This window comes from Variovorax sp. 679, assembly GCF_003952185.1.
Classification (GTDB): domain Bacteria; phylum Pseudomonadota; class Gammaproteobacteria; order Burkholderiales; family Burkholderiaceae_C; genus Variovorax.
This window is the reverse complement of sequence record NZ_RXFS01000015.1, coordinates 37064-55478: the sequence shown is the minus strand read 5'-3', so window position 1 is coordinate 55478 and position 18415 is coordinate 37064. Positions and strand designations below refer to the sequence as shown.

The following is an 18415-nucleotide window of genomic DNA, read 5'->3' as shown; positions in this document are numbered from 1 at the left end:
GCGAACGAAGTGTCGGATGCGCCACCGTCTTACGATGGCCGCATGGACGACACCCTTTCCTCCTCCGCAGACTTTCAACTGGCCCGCCTCGCCGGTGCCATCGCCGAGCCGGCGCGCGCCCGCATGCTGAGCTGCCTGATGGACGGCCACGCGCGCACCGCCACCGAGCTCGCCACCGTCGCGGAGGTGGCCGCGTCCACCGCCAGCGCGCACCTCGCGCGCCTGAAGGAAGAACGGCTGGTCGACGTGCTCGTGCAGGGCAAGCACCGCTACTTCCGCCTTGCCAACGACGACGTCGCCTCCGCGCTCGAGAGCCTGATGGTGGTGGCCGGGACGCCCCGTACGCCGCCCGCGCCCGAGTTCAAGCCCAACACGCCCAGCCGCCTGCGCAGCGCGCGCACCTGCTACGACCACATGGCGGGCACGGCCGGCGTCGCGCTGCACGACCGGCTGCATGCGCGGGGCTGGCTCAGCGGTCTGCAGAGCGGCTCGTACGAGCTCACCTCCGAAGGCGCGATCGCGCTGGAGAGCCTGGGCGTCGAGATCGACGCGGTGCGCCGCTCGCGCCGCCGCTTTGCCTGCGCCTGTCTCGACTGGAGCGAGCGCCGCCCGCACCTGGGTGGCGCGCTGGGTGCCGCATGGCTGCAGCTGTCGCTGAAACGCGGATGGGTGCGCCAGGAACTCGACGGGCGCGCGCTCACGTTGACGCCGAAGGCGCAGCGCGAGATGCCGGAACTCTTCGCCTGAAGCGCGGAGCGTTCAGGCTTTCAGCTTGAGCAGATAGATCAGGGGCCCGGCCATCGCCGTATCGAGATCGAGGAAGCTCTCGAAGTCCTTGCCCGCCATCCAGTACGGGTCCCAGTTGTTGCGCTTGATGGTCTTCTGCCAGACGTCGGCCATGGTGGCGCGGCGCGCGGCTTCGAGCAGCACGGCCTTGCGCTCGGCCGTGACCTTCTTGCCGGTGAGCACGCCGCGCCAGTTGGCGAGGTCGGCGTCCACGCCCTGTTCGCGCACCGACGGAATGCCCAGGAACGGGCGCTTGGCCGACACGCCGATGGCGCGCAGCTTGCCGCTGGCCAGGTGGTCGCTGAATTCGCTGTAGCCCGAGATGCCCGCGGCCGCCTTGCCCGATTCGAGCGCCTCGACCACCTGCGCGCCGCCCGGATGCGGCTGGTAGACCAGCGCGCCCGCGTTGCCGGCCACGCGCGCCAGCATGCCGGCGTACATGTGGTCGACGCCGCCCGCAGAGCCGCCGGCGATGACGGTCTTCGCGGCATCGGCGCGCAGCTGCGCGATCAGGTCCTTCGGTGTCTTGATGGGAGAGTCGGCCTTCACGGCCACCACCTCGTAGTCGCTGGTGAGCCGGGCCACCGGCGCGACCTGCGCCATGGTGACGGCGGGCTTCTGCAGCGCCACCGCGCCGACCATGACCATGCCGCTCATCAGCAAGGTGTCGGGGTCGGCGTCGTACTTCTCGACGTACTTCGCCAGGCCGATGGTGCCGCCTTTGCCGCCGAGGTTCTCGTAGACCACGTCGCCCACTGCGCCCGAGGCGATCATGGCGGCGCCGAGCGCGCGGCCGGTCTGGTCCCAGCCGCCGCCCTCATTGGCGGGAATGAAGATGCGCAGCTTCGGGATCAGCTGCGGCTCGGCCGCCTGGGCCGCAGCGGGCCAGAGCGAAGCGGGCACCACCCCGGCCGCCGCGGTCGATGCAAGCCATGCGGCGAAACCGCGGCGAGAAGGAGTTAGCACGGAATGCGTCATTTTGTTTCAATCTCCCCGTAAAAGTAACGGGATGATGAACGAAAACCGTGTCAGTCATTAGTGTCATTTGCTCGGGGAAAACCCGAACAAATGAGCGGGCCCGGCGGCCTGGGCAGGCCGCTCAGGCCTTCAGCTTGAGCAGGTAGATCAGCGGCCCGGCCATCGCCGTGTCGGTCTCGAGGAAGCTCTCGAACTCCTTGCCCTCGAGCCAGAACGGGTCCCAGTTGTTCTGCTTGATGGCTTTCTGCCACACGTCGGTGGCGGTGGCGCGCTTCACCACCGTCAGCAGCGCCGCCTTGCGGTACGGCGGCACCTTGCGGCCGGTGAGCACACCGCGCCAGTTGGCGAGGTCGGCCTCCACACCCTGCTCGCGCACCGAGGCGATGCCCTGGAACGGCCGCTTCGACGAGACGCCGATGGCGCGCAGCTTGCCGCTGGCCAGGCTCTCGGCGAACTCGCTGTAGCCGGAGATGCCCGCCGCGGCCTTGCCGCTTTCCAGCGCCTCGACCACCTCCGCGCCGCCGGGGTGCGCCAGGTAGACCAGCGACTGCGAGGCATCGGCCACGCGCGCCAGCATGCCGGCGTACATGTGGTCCACGCCGCCGGCCGAACCGCCCGCGACGACGGTGCCGGCCGCATCGGAGCGCAGTTGCGCGATCAGGTCCTTCGGCGTCCTGATGGGAGAGTCGGCCTTCACCGCAATCACTTCGTAGTCGCTGGTGAGGCGGGCGATGGGCGCCATGTTGGCCATGGTGACCGTGGGCTTCTGCAGGGCCACCGCGCCGACCATGACCATGCCGCTCATCAGCAGCGTGTCGGGGTCGGCGTCGAATTTCTCGACGTACTTCGCAAGGCCGACGGTGCCGCCCTTGCCGCCGATGTTCTCGTACACCACGTTGCCGACCGCGCCCGACGCGAGCATCGCGGCGCCGAGCGCACGTCCGGTCTGGTCCCAGCCGCCGCCCTCGTTGGCGGGAATCACGATGCGCAGCTTGTTGCTCACCGGCGCGTCGGCCGCGTGGGCTTCGCGCGGCCACAGGGCGGCACGCCCCCCGCCGACTGCTGCGGCCGAGGCCGCGATCCATGCAGAGAAACTGCGACGGGAGATAGGGGAAACGGAACGCGACTGGGTCATCTTCTTTCCGGTTGTCGTGGGGTAAACCGGATGATGTCCGCGAAACGCGCCAATCCCGCGAGCGCGCGGGCAGGACAAACCCTGAGGCCCCGAGTTTCGCGGGGCCGCTGCTGGAGCTCTTCTTCTTACTGGAACGCCACCTCGGCGAAGCTGCGCAGCTTGCGGCTGTGCAGCCGCGACGAGCCTTCCTCGCGCAGGATGTCGATGGCCCGCATGCCGATGCGCAGGTGCTGCTCCACGCGCTCTCGGTAGAAGTGGTTGGCCATGCCGGGCAGCTTGATCTCGCCGTGCAGCGGCTTGTCGCTCACGCACAGCAGGGTGCCGTAGGGCACGCGGAAGCGGAAGCCGTTGGCCGCGATGGTCGCGCTTTCCATGTCGAGCGCCACCGCACGGCTCTGGCTGAAGCGGCGCTGCGGCTGGTTGCCCGGCAGCAGTTCCCAGTTGCGGTTGTCGGTGCTGGCCACGGTGCCGGTGCGCATGATCTTCTTCAGGTCGGGGCCTTCGTAGCGCGTGACGTCGGCCACGGCCTTCTCCAACGCGAGCTGGATCTCCGACAGCGCCGGAATCGGCACCCACAGCGGCAACTCTTCGTCGAGCACATGGTCCTCGCGCACGTAGGCGTGGGCCAGCACGTAGTCGCCGAGCTGCTGCGTGTTGCGCAGGCCGGCGCAGTGGCCCAGCATCATCCACGCATGCGGGCGCAGCACCGCGATGTGGTCGGTGATGGTCTTGGCGTTGGCCGGGCCGACGCCGATGTTGACCATGGTGGTGCCGCTGCAGTCCTCGCGCACCAGGTGATAGGCCGGCATCTGCGGCAGCCGCGGCGGCGCGATGCCCTGGCTGCCGTCGAGCAGGTGGCCGTAGGTGGCGCTCGAGCCCGCGGGCAGCCCGCGCCGGCGCGTGACCACGTTGCCGGGCTCGATGAAGGCGACGTACTCGCTGTTCTCGTCGGCCATGGCCTCGTGGCCGAGGCGCACGAACTCGTCGATGTAGAACTGGTAGTTGGTGAAGAGCACGAAGTTCTGGAACCAGTCGGGCGCCGTGCCCGAGTAGTGACGCAGGCGGTGCAGCGAATAGTCGACCCGCGCGGCCGTGAACAGCGACAGCGGTTGAGCCTCGCCGTCGCGCGCCTCGAAGGTGCCGTTGGCGATGCCGTCGTCCATCACGCCCAGGTCGGGCAGGTCGAACACGTCGCGCATGAGGGCGCGGCGCTCGGCGCTCATCGTGCCTTCGATGTGGTCGTTCTCGGCGAAGGAGAAGTGGATCGGGATGGGCTGCGTGCTGGTGCCGACCTCGATCTCGACCTGGTGGTTTTCCAGCAGCAGGCGGAACTGGTCGAGGTAGTAGCGCGAGAACAGGTCGGGCCGCGTCAATGTGGTCTCGTAGCGGCCGGGGCCGGCCACGAAGCCGTAGCTCAGGCCTGCATTGGCCGGCGGCGTGTGGCGCGAGACGGTGTGGGTGTGCACCCGCACGAAGGGGTAGCAGGCCCGCACCCGGCCCGGCAGTTCCTCGCCGGCGACGAAGCGCAGCATCGATTCGCGCAGGTGGGCGAGGCCGGCCTGGTAGATGGCCTTGACCTGTTCGAGTGCGGCGGCGGCATCGGTGAAGCGGGCGGGAGCGACAAAGGTGGGCATGTAGGGCATGCCGTCATTGTGCAATGCTGCCGTGGCGGCCGCCGGCGCCGCTTTCTAGGTCAACAGGCAGGCGAGCACCTTGGCCAGCATGTCGTTCAGGTCCGTGGCCTGCACCGCGCCGGGCAGCGGCACGTCGCCATGCATCACGAACACCGGCTTGCCCCACTTGAGCCCCAGCGCCATTTCAGACAGCGTGCCCATGTTGCCGCCGATGGCGACCAGGCACACGCCGCTGCGCGCGACGATGCCGTTGCGCATCTCGCCCATGCCGGTCGGGATGGCCACGCTGAGCCATTCGTTGGCGTTGCGGTCGTCGTCCTCGGGCAGGATGCCCACGGCGATGCCGCCGGCCTCCACGGCGCCGCGCGAGGCTGCGGCCATCACGCCGCCACGCCCGCCGCAGACCACGGCCATGCCCGCGCCGGCCAATGCATGCGCCACCGCGTGCGCGGCCTCGCATTCGGCCGGACCACCGTCTCCGGGGCCGATGATGGCCACCGGCTGCCGGTGGCGCTGCGGCCCCCGCTGCTTCTGCGCGAGGCGCTCCAGCGCCTCAATGACCGGCGCCGGCAGCGCCACCGCGCTCGCGCCTTCGCGTAAAGACATCGCCCACTCCCATCACGATCACACACACAACCATCAGCACCAGCGACAGGGCCGCCGCCACCGCGAAATCGGAACCGCCGTCGCCCACCTGCGCCAGCAGCATCAGCGGCAGGATGTTGAGCTGCGTGCCCACCAGCGCCAGCGCCGTGCCGTAGGTGCCCATCGCGATCGCGGCCACCATGCAGGCGTTCGACAGCACCGAGGGCAGCACCTCGGGCACCACCGTGTCCCAGAAGGCGCGCGAACGCGATGCGCCCAGCGTGCGCGCGGCCTGCGCGGGGCGCAGGTCGAGGTTCGCGAACACCGGGTACAGCGAAAGCGCCACGCGCGGGATCAGGTAGTAGGCATAGGCAAAGCCCAGGCCCGATACGCTGTAGATCCAGCTGCCGATGACGGCCGGGTCGGCGCCCAGGCCCGCGAGGAGCTGTGTCACGAAGCCGGCGCGGCCGAAGGCCAGGATGAAGCCGTAGGCGATCACCAGGCCCGAGAAAGCCAGCGGCAGGCCCAGCAGCGTCATCATCCATTGGCGCCGGCCTTCGGGCTGGCGCGCGAGTTCGATCGCGATGCAGGTGCCCACCAGTGCCGACATCGCTCCCGCCGCAAGCCCGAGCGCCAGCGTGTTGCGCAGCGCGCCGAAGAAGAGCGGGTTGCCGAACAGCCGACCGAAGGCGCTGCCGCCCTCGCCGAAGGCCTCGGGCAGCAGCGCCGCCAGCGGCACCGCGAAGAACAGCGCCATGAAGGCCCAGGCGGGCCAGGCGCCAAAGCGTCGCATGGCTGCTTACTTGCCCAGTGCGGCTTGCGCCCAGAGCTTGTCGACTTCCGCCTTGCGCTCCGAGGCCTTCACCACGTCGAGCGGCTTGATCTGCGGCGCGGCCGGCATCTTCGCCGCCACATCGGCCGACAGCGGCGTGCCCGGCACGGCGGGACGCACGAAGCCCTGGGCGAACAGCGACTGGCCGGCCTCGCTCATGATGAAGTTGAGCCACAGCTTGCCGGCGTTCGGGTTCGGGCCGTTCTTCACGAGGCTGATGGCGTAGGGCGCGGCCACGCTGGCTTCCTTCGGGATCACGACTTCTACCGCGTCGCCCATGCCGTCGACGTGCTTGGCCTTCAGGCCGTCGTTCTCGTAGCTGATCCACACCGGGATCTCGCCCTTCAGGAACTTGGCGTAGGGCGTGGTGCCTTCCACGCGCAGCACGTTGCCGGCCGCATGCAGCTTGCCGAGGTAGTCGGTGCCGGGCTGCACGTTGTCGACGCTGCCGCCGTTGGCGTATGCCGCCGCGAAGGTCAGCACCTGGCCGATGCCGGTGGAGCGCGGGTCGAGGTAGACCACCGTGTTCTTGAACTCGGGCTTGAGCAGGTCGGCCCAGCCGGTGGGCACGTTCTTCACCAGCTTCTTGTTGACCAGGAAGGCGATGTTGAGCGTGTGGATGGTGAACCAGCGGCCCTCGGCCTCGCGGAACACGGGTGGCAGCTTGTCGAAGTTGACGGGCTTGAAGGGGGCGACGACATCCTTCTTGGCTGCGTCGACGGCCGATGCGGCGAAGTAGTAGGCGGTGTCGGCCTGCGGGCGGCGCTTGGTCTTCTCGAGCGCGACCACGGTGGCGGCGGAGCCGATGTCGTTGTAGGTCAGCTCGATCTCGGGGTAGCGCTTCTTGAAGTCGCGGAATAGCGACTTCCAGTTGGCCCATTCGGGGCCGGTGTCGAAGGAGACGCACAGGCCTTCCTTCTGCGCCTCGGCGTACAGGGCCTTCTCGCCCGCGTAGAGCTCGGGGCCATCGAAGGCGAAGGCGGTGCGTGCCGCCAGAGTGGCCAGAGGCAGTGCGCCGGCGGCCTGGATCAGATGTCTGCGTTGCATGGTGGCTCCTTGAAGGAAAGGTTCAGTGGTTGATTCGGTTGTCGATTCAGTTGTCGAGCAGGCGAAGGTGCTCGGGCGCGATGGCGATGGCCTGCGAGGCGGGCTTCGCCGATTCGGCGAGGAAGGGCTTGCCCGCGCCCTGCACCTCGAAGTCGTAGCGCGTGAGTGCGCCCAGGTAGCGCTGCGCGCCGGTGCGGCCTTCGAGGCGGTTCACGGCGTCGGGCGCCGGGTCGGGGTGGATGTGCTCGGGGCGCACCAGCACGTGCACCGCGGTGCCGAAGGCGCGACGGCCGGTGTCCGCGAAGAGTTCGGCAAAGCCCAGGTCCAGCCGGCCCGGCGCCGCCACCTTCGCGGGCAGGATCGTCGAGAGCCCGACGAACTCCGCCACCGCGCGGCTCGCGGGGTTCTCATAGATCTCGCGCGGCGTGGCGATCTGCAGCAGCCTGCCGTCCTTGAGCATGGCCACGCGGTCGGCCATCACCAGCGCTTCTTCCTGGTCGTGCGTGACCAGCAGCGTGGTGGCGTTGAAGCGTTGTTGTATGGAGCGGATCTGGTCGCGCAGATGACCGCGCACGCTGGCGTCTAGCGCCGACAGCGGCTCGTCGAGCAGCAGGGCGCGCGGGTCGATGGCCAGCGCGCGGGCCAGGGCCACGCGCTGCTGTTGCCCGCCCGAGAGTTGAGCCACGGCGCGTTGGGAGAAGTCGCCCAGTCCCACGATGTCGAGCAGTTCCTGCGCGCGCTGGCGCCGCTCGGCGGTAGCCACCTTGCGCAGCTTCAGCCCGTAGGCCACGTTGTCGAGCACGCTCAGGTGCGGAAAGAGCGCGTAGCTCTGGAACACCATGCCGATGTGGCGCTGGTGCACCGGCGTGCGCGACATGTCTTCGCCGCCGAGCGCGATGCGGCCGGTGTGGCCGGTCTCCAGGCCGGCCACCAGCTTGAGCAGTGTCGACTTGCCCGAGCCGCTGGGCCCGATCACCGCGACCAGTTCGCCCGTGCGCACGTCGAGCGACACGTCGTGCAGGCCGTGCGTGCTGCCGGGGTAGTTGTAGCTGACCTTGTCGAAGAGGAGGCTCATGGCGTATCGGTTATGCGCGTTGCTTCACGAGGGAAGATGAAAGAAGCGCCGACGCGCTCGCCAGCACCAGCAGGATCACCGTGGCCGCGCAGGCGAAGCCCGTCGCGCCGTAGAAGGCCTGCAGAAGCACCACCGGATAGGTGCGGTTCTGGAAACTCGTGAGCAGGTTCGATACGCCGAACTCGCCCACCGAAATGGCAGCCACCATCACCAGCCCGCTGATCAGGCTCTGCCGCAGGCTGGGCAGCACGATGCCGGTGAACTGCTGCCAGCCTGAGGCGCCGAGCGTGGCGGCCGCCTGTTCGAGCCGGCCGAGGTCGAGGTGGCGCAGGTCGGTCAGCAGCGTGTTGGTGAGGTAGGGCAGCGTGAGGATCGCGTGCGCCGCGATCAAGAGCGGCATCGAGCCCAGCCAGGGCGCGAGGTCGGTGTTGAAGACGATCATGTAGCCGAAGGCCAGCGTGATCGCCGGCACCGCCACCGGCGTGGCGCTCACGATGCGCGCCGCCAGGCTGCCGCCGCGCCGCGCGCCGTGGTACAGCGCATAGGCCAGCGGCAGCGCCAGCACGGTGTTGATGGCGCAGGCCGCCATCGCCACCACGAGGCTGCTCACGAAGGCCTTGCGGAAGGAAGTGTCGAGCCAGAGGTCGACATACCACTGCCCCGTGGTGCCCGTGGGCAGCAGCGTGTTGGTCCAGTTGCCGCCCACGCTGCCGACCAGCAGCAGGGCGATGGGCAGCAGCAGGTACAGGCCGTAGATGAGCGAAATGCCGCGGATCAAGGTGGCTCCCAATGTCATGGACACCCGGCATACTTTCCGGATGCGCTACTGTCCGCGCCGAACATGCCGCCGCGTTGCCTCGAATTCTAGGAATCGCATGCGTACTTATGGGTGAAAGTTGGATGACGACACTTGAGCAATCGGAAAGCGTTTTTCATGCGGCTTTCATGAAGCGAGGCCATGCATGAAGCGCGACTGCCCGACCATCCAGGAGCTGCTGGCCTTCGACGCCGTGGCGCGCCACCAGAGCATCACGCTCGCGGCCGGGGCGCTGTGCATCACCGTGAGTGCGGTCAGCAAGCAGATCGCGGGGCTCGAGGCCTTCCTGGGCCGCGAGCTGCTGCAGAAGAACGGGCGCGGCGTGCAGCTCACGCCGCAGGGGCGCGTGTACTGGCAGAAGATCTCGGGCGGCCTGCGCGCCATCGAAACGGCGACCTTCGAGGCGCGCTCGGGCGACGCCGGCGCCGGCCTGCTCACGCTGGCCAGCGTGCCCACGTTCCTCACCAAGTGGCTCATTCCGCGCCTGCCCGCCTTCAGCCAGAAGAGCCGCCACGTCATGCTGAGCTTCAGCCGCCACCTGGAGCCCAGCGACGGCATTCCGGCCGGCGTGGACGCCGCCATCCGCTACGGCCCCGACGGCTGGCCCGGCGTGGTGTCCGAATACATCGCGGGGCGCGAGTTCGTGCTGATCGTGGCGCGCTCGTTGGTGGAAGGGCGGCACCGCATCGCGCAGCCCGCGGACATCGTCGGCCACACGCTGCTGCACCACGAGGGCGCGCCCACCGCGTGGCGCCTGTGGGCCGTGCAGCACGGCGTGCCCGAGGTGCAGATCGTCGCCGGGCCACGCTTCGCGCAGTACTCGGCGCTGATCCAGGCGGCGCTCAACGGGCTGGGTATCGGCCTCGTGCCGAAACTGCTGGTTCAGGAAGAGCTCGCCGAAGGCGCCCTGCTGAGCCCCTGCGGCACGCCGGTGAGCGTGAACCAGGGACACTACCTCTGCTACCGGCCCGACAGGCTCGACCTGCCGGCCTTCGCGGCGTTCCGCGAATGGCTGCTGGACGAGGGGCTGAAATCGCGCGGCGTGGAAGCCGAGGCATGAAGCGCCGGTGCTGGCTACGCTCGCCATACGTACGGACAACCAGGGAAACGAACCGATGAAAGTCGCAGTGATGGGCGCCGGCGCAGTCGGCTGCTACTACGGGGCGATGCTCGCGCGCGCCGGGCACGAGGTCGTGCTGATCGGCCGGCCTTCGCATGTGGAGGCTGTCAACGCCAGGGGGCTACGGCTGGAAACCAAGGCCTTCGATGAATTCGTGAAGGTGGCCGCAAGCACCGAGGCCAGTGCCGTGCAGGGCGCGGACCTCGTGCTGTTCTGCGTCAAATCGACCGACAGCGAATCGGCGGCTGGACAGATCAAGCCGCATCTCGCCCCCGGCGCACTGGTGCTCACGCTGCAGAACGGCGTGGACAACGACGAGCGCGTGCGCTCGGTGCTGCCGCCGTCGAACGAAGTCGCTGCGGCCGTCGTCTACGTCGCCACGGAGATGGCGGGGCCGGGCCATGTGAAGCACCACGGGCGCGGCGAACTGGTGATCGCGCCGTCGGGCCGCAGCGAAGAAGTGGCGCGGCACCTCGAGGCCGCCGGCGTGCCCACGCAGATCTCCGCCAACGTGCGCGGATCGCTGTGGGCCAAGCTGATCCTCAACTGCGCCTACAACGCGCTCTCGGCCGTCACGCAGCTGCCCTATGGCGTGCTCGCAAAAGGCATCGGCGTGACCGACGTGATCCGCGACGTGGTGGCCGAATGCCTCGCGGTCGCGAAGGCCGAGGGCGTCGAGGTGCCCGGCGATACCGACGCCGCCGTGCGTGGCATCGCACAGAGCATGCCGTCGCAGTATTCGTCGACCGCGCAGGATCTCGCACGCGGCAAGCTCAGCGAGATCGACCACCTCAACGGGCTGGTCGTGCGGCGCGGCGAGGCGCTGGGTGTGCCTACGCCTGCCAACCGGGTGTTGTTCGTGCTGGTGAAGCTGCTTGAGGGCAAGCAGCAGGCCGGTGTCTAGCCTGGCATCGGCTCGCGCATCGTCACGAACTCCTCAGCGGCGGTGGGATGGATCCCCACCGTGCCGTCGAAGATCGCCTTCGTCGCGCCCGCGCGCATCGCCACCGCGAAGCCCTGCACGATCTCGCCCGCATCGGCACCCACCATGTGCAGGCCCACGACGCGGTCGGTGGTCTTGTCGACCACCAGCTTCATGAAGGTGCGCTCGCTGCTGCCCGACAACGTGTGGCGCAGCGACTTGAACTCGCTCGAGAACACGGTGACTTCGCCGAACTTCGCGCGCGCATCCAGCTCGGTGTAGCCGCAGGTGCCGATGTTCGGATGCGTGAAAACGGCAGTCGGAATGAACTCGTAGTCGAGCCGGCGTTTCCCTTTGCCGAAGAGCTCGTCGACCACCACCATCGCCTCGGCCAGCGCCACCGGCGTGAGCTGCACACGCGTGGATACGTCGCCCACCGCGTAGATCGACGGCACCGAGCTGCGATAGTGCGCATCGACTGCGATCGCGCCGTGCTCGTCGAGCTTCACGCCCGCCGCCTCGAGACCGAGCCCCTGCGTGTTGGGCACGCGGCCGGTGGCGAAGAGCACCGTGTCGGCCTGGACCTGCTGGCCGCGCGCGAGCGTGACCGTGAGGCCGTCGGGCCCGCGCGTGATCGACGTGGCCTCGCAGTTCATCCGCAGGTCGACGCCGGCCTTGCCCATCTCGGTGGCGAGGAACTGGCGCACATCGTCGTCGAAGCCGGTGAGCAGGTGTGCGCGACGGTGCAGCTGCGTGACCTTGGCACCCAGCCCGTTGAAGATCGATGCGAACTCGCAAGCGATGTAGCCGCCGCCCACCACCAGCAGGCGCCTGGGGAACGGGTCGAGGTCGAACATCGCGTCGGAGGTCACGATGTGCTCGCGGCCCTGGATGTCGGGCACGAAGGGCGTGCCGCCGGTGGCCACCAGCAGGTGGCGCGCGGTGTGGCGCTTGCCATCGATTTCCACCGTGTGGGCATCGGCCAGCTGGGCCCATCCGGTGACGAGCGTGACGCCCGAATTCTTCAGCAGGGAGGCATAGATGCCGTTGAGCCGCGTGATCTCTTTGGCGCGCTGCGACTTGAGGTGTGCCCAATCGAACTGCGGCGCCTCGGGCAGCTTCCATCCGTAGCCTGCGGCTTCCTCGAAGGATTCGGCGTAGCCGGCCGCATAGCTGTAGAGCTTCTTGGGAATGCAGCCCACGTTGACGCAGGTGCCGCCCAGTTCGGCGGCCTCGGCGAGGGCGACGCGGGCGCCGGTCTGCGCCGCCATGCGCGCGGCGCGAACGCCGCCGCTGCCGCCGCCGATGACGAAGAGATCGAAGTCGAATGTGGGCATGAAAGGCTTGCTCCTTGGTCACCGACTGTAGCGGCGGGGGCGAAGCCGGCGCTTGCGTCGGGGCTTGCTTGACTCTGAAGCTGCTTCAGGGATTCCACTGCGTCCAGGCCCCGTGGAAGTTCATCGCCGTCGGCGACGCTTCCCGGGCAGCCAGTTCTCAGGGAGATGCACATGGGCATGCTTGAAAGACTTTTCGGAGGCCACGGCGGATCGCGGCATGGCGGTGGCGGCCATCACGGATCGCGTGACGGATATGGCTACGGCAATGGTGCGCCGCCGGTGGGCAGTGCATGCCCTGCATGCCGGGCCGTCAATGCGCCGGGTGCGCGCTTCTGCCAGCAATGCGGAGGCTCGATGCAACCGGCAGCGTGCAGGCAATGCGGCACCACGATGCAGGCCGGCGCGAAGTTCTGCGGCCAGTGCGGCCAGCCGTCGGAAGCGGCGCCGCGCGGTTGAAGCGCTATCTACGGGGTGCGCCAGTCCGGCGGAGTCCAGTTCTTGTGCGGATCGTTGCCCGCAGGTTGGGCTGGTTGCATCTGGATGCCGGACTGCTGCAGCGCGCGCAACTGGGCCTGCTGCAAGGCCTGCTGTTGAGCCTGCGCCTGCTGCTGCATCTGCGCGGCGCGCTGTTGCATCTCCTGTTGCTGGCGAAGCGCCTGCTGCTGCGCCAATGCCTGCTGCTGTGCCGCACGCATCTGCTGGAGCTGCATCTGCTGCGCCTGCTGTTGCTGGAGCAGCTGTTGCTGTTGCAGGGCTTGCGCCTGCGCGGCGCGCTGCTGCATCTCCTGTTGCTGGCGCAGCGCCTGTTGCTGCTGTCGCTGAAGTTGCAACTGCAGTTGTTGTTGTTGCTGCTGTTGCTGCCAGCGGTCCTGCTCGGCGCGCTCGCGCCAGTCACGCCGCTGCTGCCATTCGCGCTGCTGGCGCCAGTCTTCCTGCCGGCGCCATTCCTGTTCGCGCTGCCAATCCATCTGTTGCTGGGCCGCCTGTGCTGCGCGCTGTTGCTGCGCCCACTGCTCTTGCTGCTGAGCCTGCTCGTAGTCGATCTGCTGCTGCCGCGCGATCAGCGCCGCTGGCGGCACCACAACGGCCGGCTGGACGTAGCGTGTGGACCCGGGCTGACCCTCGAACCGGTTGCGCTCAGCCACCCAGGTGTCGAAGCTGCTGTTCGGCGATGGCGTGGTGCGCACGGTCGCGAGGTTGCGTCCCGACACCGTGGTCTGCTGGCGATCGGTCAGCAATTGCGAGATGCCGCGATCGCCGTAGAGCGTGAGGCGTCCCGAGGCCACCGCTGCCCAGGTGGTGGCCGTGGCGGCATCGGCGGTGATGCGGTATTCGCCCGGCGCCTCGATTTCCGCCGAAAGGTTGCTGGTATCGATCCTGATGCGCTGGCCCGAGGACATATCGCGCACGCTCAGCTGCAGGTTGCCGCGGCTCGCGTTGATGCGCACGGTGTCCTCGTCGATCCCCGAGAACTCCACATGCGTCTCGCCGTCGAGCCGCAGCGCGGCCGGACCGACGTAGACCTCGGCGCGTGCGTTGCGGTCGGTCCAGATGCGGTCGCCGACGGCGAACTGGCGATTGGGCCGGGCGGCGGACCAGCGGTCGTCGCCCGCCGACGACACGCTCACGGTGCCCTGCTGCAGGTTCAGGCGTGCGATGGGCACCGGCTGCGCGCTGGCCGCGAAGCCGGCGCACACCAGCGCCAGCCCGAGCAGCCATCGGTGCAGCGGGCGTCGAAGGGCCGGAAGGCTTGTTGTGCGATTCATGTGATTCCTCTGATCCCGGGTAGACGAAGCGATGGAGTTGTAACGCGCGAGAATCCGCTGCCGCCGTCACCGCTGCTCCATTGCTTGGTGAAGCGCGCGTGCAATCGGAAACCGGCTGTAAGGAGGGACACCACATGAAAAACCAGAAAAGCGCGCGGCCTGTGGGCATGGCGTGCTTCCAAAACAGTAGCGCGATTGTTTTCTTCTGCGTGGCGGCCACCACGGTGCTGGCAACCTTGCCCGCCGCCGCCCAGCTGGCGCGAAAGCCATCGTATTACCAGCAGCAGAACCAGCCGCAGCCCGAGGGCCCAGCCGCCCAGCTCGTGCCGCGCCCGTCGGTGCCGTCGTCGTTGCCCGCGCTGCGCAGCCAGGGCGACTTCGACCAGATGGCGCGCGTCTACGACGCCGGCACGCCGATGCAGCTCGCGCACGTGCTGTTCGCCGTCGACCGGCAGGCGAAGCCGCCGCGCATGCACTACATCGACACGCCGCGCTACCAGCTGCACGTGCGCTTCCTGCGCGACACGCGGCTGGTGCCCAACATCGTCAAGCGCGAGATCGACCGCAACTACCTCGTGCCCGACCGCCGCTTCCTGTTCGGCACGCTGAGCTGGCAGCAGAACATCGGCAGCTTCACCTACGAATTCTGGGAAGGCGACAAGCTCACCGCGCCGCTATTGCGGCAGGCCGACGAGCAGGTGAAGGCCAGCTTCTTCGCGCCGGTGAAGTTCAAGACCAACTCCACGCTGCACGAGCGCGTGGCGAACGAAACCGGCATCGACTTCGTGAGCCAGGAAGCGCTGATCCGCGAGCAGCCCTTCCTGCCGATGAACCTCGGCACCGCCACCGGCCGCGTGCGCATCGTGGACGACGAATCGGGCATCAACGCTCTGCTGCCCGACGACATCGCCGTGCTGCGGCAGGTGCCGATCAGCCTGCCGCCGGTGGCGGGCGTGCTGACCGAGCGGCCCTCGACCGCGCTGTCGCACGTCAACCTGCTGGCCAAGGGCTGGGGCATTCCCAACGCCTACGTGCGCGATGCCGCCTCCGTGCTGAAGGAACACGCGGGCCAGTGGGTGGCGCTGAAGGTGGCGGCCTCGGGCTACCAGGTGCGCCGGCTTACGGCGGAAGAAATCGCCGCGCTGCCGCCCCGCGCCGTGCGTGCCGCGGCTACGGGCGCCGTGCCCGGCAGCGCACGGGCCATCAAGCCTGACCTGCGCGAGAACCGGCTGCTGCCGCTGGCCTCGCTGCGCGCACGCAACAGCGCCCAGTGCGGCACCAAGGCCGCGAACCTGGGCGCCATGCAGGCTGCCAGCATTCCGGGCACCTCGGTGCCGGACGGCTTCTGCATTCCCTTCGCGCACTACGACCGCTTCATGCGCGCCAACGGCCTGGCCGATCGCATCGCGCGCATGCAGCAGCAGCCGGGCTTCGCCGGCGATCCGAAGGTCCGACAGAAGGCGCTGGCGCAGTTGCGCGACGAGATCGTGCAATGGCCCGTCGACGCCGCCACCGCGGCCGGCTGGCGCGCGGCATGGCAGTCGCAGCTCGGCGGAGGCGGGGTGTTCGTGCGCAGCTCGTCCAATTCGGAAGACCTTCCCGGCTTCAGCGGCGCGGGGCTCTACACCACGGTGCCCAACGTCAAGACCGGCGATGCGCTCGAAGTTGCGGTGAAGAAGGTCTGGGCCTCGGTGTTCAACCCCGAGGCCTGGGAGGCCCGCAGCGCCGCCGGCTTCGGCGCCGAGTCGGTGCTGATGGGCGTGTTCGTGCAGACCGCCATCGACTCGACCAACGCCGGCGTAATGATCACCCGCGACCCCTTCGACGCGGGCCACCCGCACGTCACCTACATCTCGGCCAAGCGCGGCATCGGCATTCGTGTGGTGGAAGGCCAGCGCGTGGCGGAGCAGGTGATGTACTCGAGCTGGTCCAAGGCCATCCAGGTGCTGAGCCGGTCGGCGGAGGAAACTTCGCTGCAGCTCGACAAGGACGGCGGCGTGAAGGAAGTGCCGGTGCAGGCCGGCCGCAACGTGCTGACCGACGAACTGGTGGTGCGCCTGGCCAACGTGGGCGCCGCCGTGAAGCGCACCTTCAACGCGGTCGACCAGGACATCGAATGGGCGACGGTGGGCGATCGCATCGTGCTGCTGCAGGCGCGGCCGTATGTGGAGCGGCGGCGCTGAGTCTGCGTCACGAACCTCCAATCCGTCGCGCATAGGATTCACTTGCGCAAACTCTGTCCAGCGCGAACCAACAAGCAGGGAGGATTGAATGACGGAAGCGGTACATCGGACACGGCATCCCGCGGTCAGGCCCGCGACACCCAAGCCAAAGTCCGGTTTCGAAAAGTGGCAGGACGACATCAGGAAATCGGACGACAGCTGGGATGTCTACGACTGCGAAATTCAGCTCGCGGTCAACGAGTTCAATCGCCATCTTTCCGGCAAGGCTGGCTACACCCCGCTGAACTGGCAGCTCGTCAAGGCGATGGTTTGGGTCGAGACCGGCGCCAACAAGGAGCTGTGGAAATCCAACCCCATCCAGATCGGGATGTACAACGACCCGGGCCTGAGCGATCTTCTGGCAAATAACAAGGGCGGCGAGCTGATCCTGCCGCCGCGGATGAATTTGTCGGCCAGCCGGGTTCGAACCGAGCCGGCGCAGAACATTCGCGCAGGCATCGGCTATCTGCTCATGCGTTCGGCCAGCTTCGAAACTCGCAGCGTTGCAGACGCGGACACCATGACTTACGAAGTCGATGTGCAGCCGGGCGACACGATCGAGAAGATCGCCAATGTCCAGGGTAGTACCGTTGAGGTCATGAAGCAGCTGAATCCAACTGTTCGCACGCTCCGGCCTGGGCAGACCTTGAAATACCGGAAGGCTTCCATGCGGAAGGTCATCACGCGGTGGATGCCTTTGACGTCAATGACGGTCGCGACTCGGTACAACACAGGAGATCCGCGATATTCCCAGAAACTCGACTACGCGATCAGCGTGATCCAGCAACGTGACGCAGTCGCATGCAAATGACAAGAAACCTACTGCCCTTGGGCGTGCTCGGGCTCATTTTTGCCGGACAGGTGCTTGCGGCAGATGTTCCTTTCGGCGGCGAGTACCAGGGCACCGGCAGGCAGTGCTTTGGAAAGCTGTCGATACGAAGCAAGACCATCGAATGGCGCACTCCGTTTGCCGCCTGCAAGAAGACTCCATACCGGGTGCTTAAACAGGAGTCCGGCGCACTTGGACAAGAGGCCGTTTTCCTGCTGCAAGGCAAGTCTTGCGGCTTCGGCGTGATCGTGCTGGGCCTGGACCCGAAACAGCCGGACTACTGGAACGCCACCGGATATCGCTCGATGGCCGACTACGAGAAAAGCAGCGACGACAAACTGCTGTGCAGCGTCGAACGGCTCCCCGAGCGCTCCAGGCGTTGAGTCGCTACGCTACCGGCGCCTTCACGCCGGGGCCGGGCGCCTGCGACGGCCGGGCAGGGCGTTCAGTGGAATGCGCAGGTAGGCCACCCCGTTGTCGTCGGGCGGCGGCAGTCGCCCGGCGCGCACGTTGACCTGCATCGACGGCAGGATCAGCGTCGGCACGTCGAGCGTGGCGTCGCGCGCGGTGCGCATGCGCACGAAATCGTCTTCGCCAATGCCGTCGTGCACGTGGATGTTGTGGGCGCGCTGCTCCGCGACGCTGCTTTGCCAGCGGGGCTCGCGCGTGGCGGGCGGATAGTCGTGGCAGACGTACACGTCCGTCCCGGGCGGCAGTGAGAGCAGGCGGCGCATCGAGCGGTAGAGCTGGCGCGCGTCGCCACCCGGGAAGTCGGCGCGCGCGCTGCCAAGGTCGGGCACGAGCAGCGCGGTCGCCTCGACGTCGCCGATGCGGAAGGATTCGCCGTCCTTGAAGAGATGGTCGAACTGGCTGCCGTCGGGCAGGAAGTCGCGCTCGAGGTTGTAGAGGCTGCGGAAGGTGGCCTGCACCGTACGGATGTGCTCGCCGATGGCGATGCGCCCGCCGACCTGCGACTGCACGTGGCGCGCGCCCGAGAGGTGATCGGCGTGCGCGTGGGTCTCGAGGATCCAGTCGATCTGCAGCGACTGCGCGCGGATGTAGGCCAGCAGGCGGTCGGCCGAGACGGTGTCGGTGTGGCCGGACTTGAAGTCGTAGTCCAGCACCGGGTCGATGACTGCCGCGTGCTTCGTGGCGTGGTCCCAGATCACGTAGGACACCGTACCCGTCACGGGATCGAAGAATGCCTGCGTGGTGGTGCGGCGGGGCGCGGTGGTCGTCGACATGGGCACTCCTTCTGTTGCGACGCCTGGGTCAGGCCGTCGTTCGAGTCATCAACATTATATTGATTGATATAATGTAAAAACACGAA

General features: G+C 68.0%; 18 protein-coding genes. 7 read left to right on the top strand and 11 right to left on the bottom strand.

The genetic code is table 11. From position 1 onward, the window contains the following. Window positions 1-42 precede the first annotated feature (42 nt). A complete protein-coding gene (locus EJO71_RS30255; RefSeq protein WP_125952355.1) occupies window positions 43-747 on the top strand; it encodes a helix-turn-helix transcriptional regulator in 705 nt (234 codons plus the stop codon). 12 nt (window positions 748-759) lie between these two features. On the opposite strand, the gene EJO71_RS30250 is transcribed toward EJO71_RS30255, so the two are convergent. The 8 genes from EJO71_RS30250 to EJO71_RS30215 form a co-directional block, all read right to left on the bottom strand. Continuing rightward, window positions 760-1764 (bottom strand): tripartite tricarboxylate transporter substrate-binding protein, encoded by a 1005-nt coding sequence (locus EJO71_RS30250; RefSeq protein ID WP_125952356.1) that lies wholly within the window; start codon window positions 1762-1764, stop codon window positions 760-762. Between the two features lie 121 nt (window positions 1765-1885). Next, window positions 1886-2899 carry a tripartite tricarboxylate transporter substrate-binding protein gene (locus EJO71_RS30245; RefSeq protein ID WP_171022456.1) on the bottom strand — a complete coding sequence of 338 codons (1014 nt, stop codon included), beginning with the start codon at window positions 2897-2899 and terminating at the stop codon, window positions 1886-1888. A 125-nt stretch (window positions 2900-3024) separates the two neighbouring features. Then, window positions 3025-4542, bottom strand: coding sequence for an AMP nucleosidase (locus EJO71_RS30240; RefSeq protein ID WP_125952357.1), 1518 nt, complete (start codon window positions 4540-4542; stop codon window positions 3025-3027). A 45-nt stretch (window positions 4543-4587) separates the two neighbouring features. Beyond that, entirely contained in the window at window positions 4588-5139 is a 552-nt protein-coding gene (locus tag EJO71_RS30235; RefSeq protein ID WP_125952358.1) for a TIGR00725 family protein, read from the bottom strand. Continuing rightward, the gene (locus EJO71_RS30230) at window positions 5087-5911 is read right to left on the bottom strand and encodes an ABC transporter permease subunit (RefSeq protein WP_125952359.1); all 825 of its coding nucleotides are present in this window, start codon (window positions 5909-5911) and stop codon (window positions 5087-5089) included. The genes EJO71_RS30235 and EJO71_RS30230 overlap by 53 nt, the downstream gene beginning before the upstream one ends. Window positions 5912-5917: 6 nt before the next feature. Then, window positions 5918-6997: an extracellular solute-binding protein gene (locus tag EJO71_RS30225; RefSeq protein ID WP_125952360.1), complete on the bottom strand. Its 1080-nt coding sequence runs from the start codon at window positions 6995-6997 to the stop codon at window positions 5918-5920. 46 nt (window positions 6998-7043) lie between these two features. Continuing rightward, complete coding sequence (locus EJO71_RS30220; RefSeq protein WP_125952361.1) at window positions 7044-8072, bottom strand: ABC transporter ATP-binding protein; 1029 nt, start codon at window positions 8070-8072, stop codon at window positions 7044-7046. Between the two features lie 10 nt (window positions 8073-8082). Beyond that, window positions 8083-8868 (bottom strand): ABC transporter permease subunit, encoded by a 786-nt coding sequence (locus EJO71_RS30215; RefSeq protein ID WP_125952362.1) that lies wholly within the window; start codon window positions 8866-8868, stop codon window positions 8083-8085. 166 nt (window positions 8869-9034) lie between these two features. Here EJO71_RS30215 and EJO71_RS30210 point away from each other — a divergent pair, with 166 nt between their 5' ends. Both EJO71_RS30210 and EJO71_RS30205 read left to right on the top strand, forming a co-directional pair. After that, window positions 9035-9949, top strand: a complete 915-nt coding sequence (locus tag EJO71_RS30210; protein ID WP_125952363.1) for a LysR substrate-binding domain-containing protein — start codon at window positions 9035-9037, stop codon at window positions 9947-9949. Between the two features lie 55 nt (window positions 9950-10004). Continuing rightward, window positions 10005-10913: a ketopantoate reductase family protein gene (locus EJO71_RS30205; RefSeq protein WP_125952364.1), complete on the top strand. Its 909-nt coding sequence runs from the start codon at window positions 10005-10007 to the stop codon at window positions 10911-10913. Here the strand turns inward: EJO71_RS30205 and gorA are convergent. Further along, window positions 10910-12268, bottom strand: a complete 1359-nt coding sequence (gorA, locus tag EJO71_RS30200; RefSeq protein ID WP_125952365.1) for a glutathione-disulfide reductase — start codon at window positions 12266-12268, stop codon at window positions 10910-10912. The genes EJO71_RS30205 and gorA overlap by 4 nt on opposite strands. Before the next feature lie 165 nt (window positions 12269-12433). On the opposite strand from gorA, the gene EJO71_RS30195 reads away from it, so the two are divergent. Beyond that, complete coding sequence (locus EJO71_RS30195; RefSeq protein ID WP_346428064.1) at window positions 12434-12724, top strand: zinc ribbon domain-containing protein; 291 nt, start codon at window positions 12434-12436, stop codon at window positions 12722-12724. 8 nt (window positions 12725-12732) lie between these two features. On the opposite strand, the gene EJO71_RS30190 is transcribed toward EJO71_RS30195, so the two are convergent. Beyond that, on the bottom strand, window positions 12733-14034 hold the full coding sequence (locus EJO71_RS30190; protein ID WP_125952367.1) for a hypothetical protein: 1302 nt from the start codon (window positions 14032-14034) through the stop codon (window positions 12733-12735). 167 nt (window positions 14035-14201) lie between these two features. On the opposite strand from EJO71_RS30190, the gene EJO71_RS30185 reads away from it, so the two are divergent. From EJO71_RS30185 to EJO71_RS30175, 3 genes are all read left to right on the top strand, one after another. Then, window positions 14202-16217 carry a PEP/pyruvate-binding domain-containing protein gene (locus EJO71_RS30185; RefSeq protein ID WP_240651568.1) on the top strand — a complete coding sequence of 672 codons (2016 nt, stop codon included), beginning with the start codon at window positions 14202-14204 and terminating at the stop codon, window positions 16215-16217. Window positions 16218-16305: 88 nt separating this feature from the next. Further along, window positions 16306-17067: a LysM domain-containing protein gene (locus EJO71_RS30180; RefSeq protein WP_125952369.1), complete on the top strand. Its 762-nt coding sequence runs from the start codon at window positions 16306-16308 to the stop codon at window positions 17065-17067. Next, window positions 17064-17468: a hypothetical protein gene (locus tag EJO71_RS30175; protein ID WP_126053805.1), complete on the top strand. Its 405-nt coding sequence runs from the start codon at window positions 17064-17066 to the stop codon at window positions 17466-17468. The genes EJO71_RS30180 and EJO71_RS30175 overlap by 4 nt, the downstream gene beginning before the upstream one ends. A gap of 21 nt (window positions 17469-17489) precedes the next feature. Here the strand turns inward: EJO71_RS30175 and EJO71_RS30170 are convergent, their stop codons facing one another. Further along, window positions 17490-18329: an MBL fold metallo-hydrolase gene (locus EJO71_RS30170; protein WP_125952371.1), complete on the bottom strand. Its 840-nt coding sequence runs from the start codon at window positions 18327-18329 to the stop codon at window positions 17490-17492. Window positions 18330-18415: the final 86 nt, after the last annotated feature.

Coding starts and splice junctions, on each gene's coding strand:
- EJO71_RS30255 (WP_125952355.1), top strand. CDS start 43: ATGGACGACACCCTTTCCTCCTCCGCAGACTTTCAACTGGCCCGCCTC.
- EJO71_RS30250 (WP_125952356.1), bottom strand. CDS start 1,764: ATGACGCATTCCGTGCTAACTCCTTCTCGCCGCGGTTTCGCCGCATGG.
- EJO71_RS30245 (WP_171022456.1), bottom strand. CDS start 2,899: ATGACCCAGTCGCGTTCCGTTTCCCCTATCTCCCGTCGCAGTTTCTCT.
- EJO71_RS30240 (WP_125952357.1), bottom strand. CDS start 4,542: ATGCCCTACATGCCCACCTTTGTCGCTCCCGCCCGCTTCACCGATGCC.
- EJO71_RS30235 (WP_125952358.1), bottom strand. CDS start 5,139: ATGTCTTTACGCGAAGGCGCGAGCGCGGTGGCGCTGCCGGCGCCGGTC.
- EJO71_RS30230 (WP_125952359.1), bottom strand. CDS start 5,911: ATGCGACGCTTTGGCGCCTGGCCCGCCTGGGCCTTCATGGCGCTGTTC.
- EJO71_RS30225 (WP_125952360.1), bottom strand. CDS start 6,997: ATGCAACGCAGACATCTGATCCAGGCCGCCGGCGCACTGCCTCTGGCC.
- EJO71_RS30220 (WP_125952361.1), bottom strand. CDS start 8,072: ATGAGCCTCCTCTTCGACAAGGTCAGCTACAACTACCCCGGCAGCACG.
- EJO71_RS30215 (WP_125952362.1), bottom strand. CDS start 8,868: ATGACATTGGGAGCCACCTTGATCCGCGGCATTTCGCTCATCTACGGC.
- EJO71_RS30210 (WP_125952363.1), top strand. CDS start 9,035: ATGAAGCGCGACTGCCCGACCATCCAGGAGCTGCTGGCCTTCGACGCC.
- EJO71_RS30205 (WP_125952364.1), top strand. CDS start 10,005: ATGAAAGTCGCAGTGATGGGCGCCGGCGCAGTCGGCTGCTACTACGGG.
- gorA (WP_125952365.1), bottom strand. CDS start 12,268: ATGCCCACATTCGACTTCGATCTCTTCGTCATCGGCGGCGGCAGCGGC.
- EJO71_RS30195 (WP_346428064.1), top strand. CDS start 12,434: ATGCACATGGGCATGCTTGAAAGACTTTTCGGAGGCCACGGCGGATCG.
- EJO71_RS30190 (WP_125952367.1), bottom strand. CDS start 14,034: ATGAATCGCACAACAAGCCTTCCGGCCCTTCGACGCCCGCTGCACCGA.
- EJO71_RS30185 (WP_240651568.1), top strand. CDS start 14,202: ATGGCGTGCTTCCAAAACAGTAGCGCGATTGTTTTCTTCTGCGTGGCG.
- EJO71_RS30180 (WP_125952369.1), top strand. CDS start 16,306: ATGACGGAAGCGGTACATCGGACACGGCATCCCGCGGTCAGGCCCGCG.
- EJO71_RS30175 (WP_126053805.1), top strand. CDS start 17,064: ATGACAAGAAACCTACTGCCCTTGGGCGTGCTCGGGCTCATTTTTGCC.
- EJO71_RS30170 (WP_125952371.1), bottom strand. CDS start 18,329: ATGTCGACGACCACCGCGCCCCGCCGCACCACCACGCAGGCATTCTTC.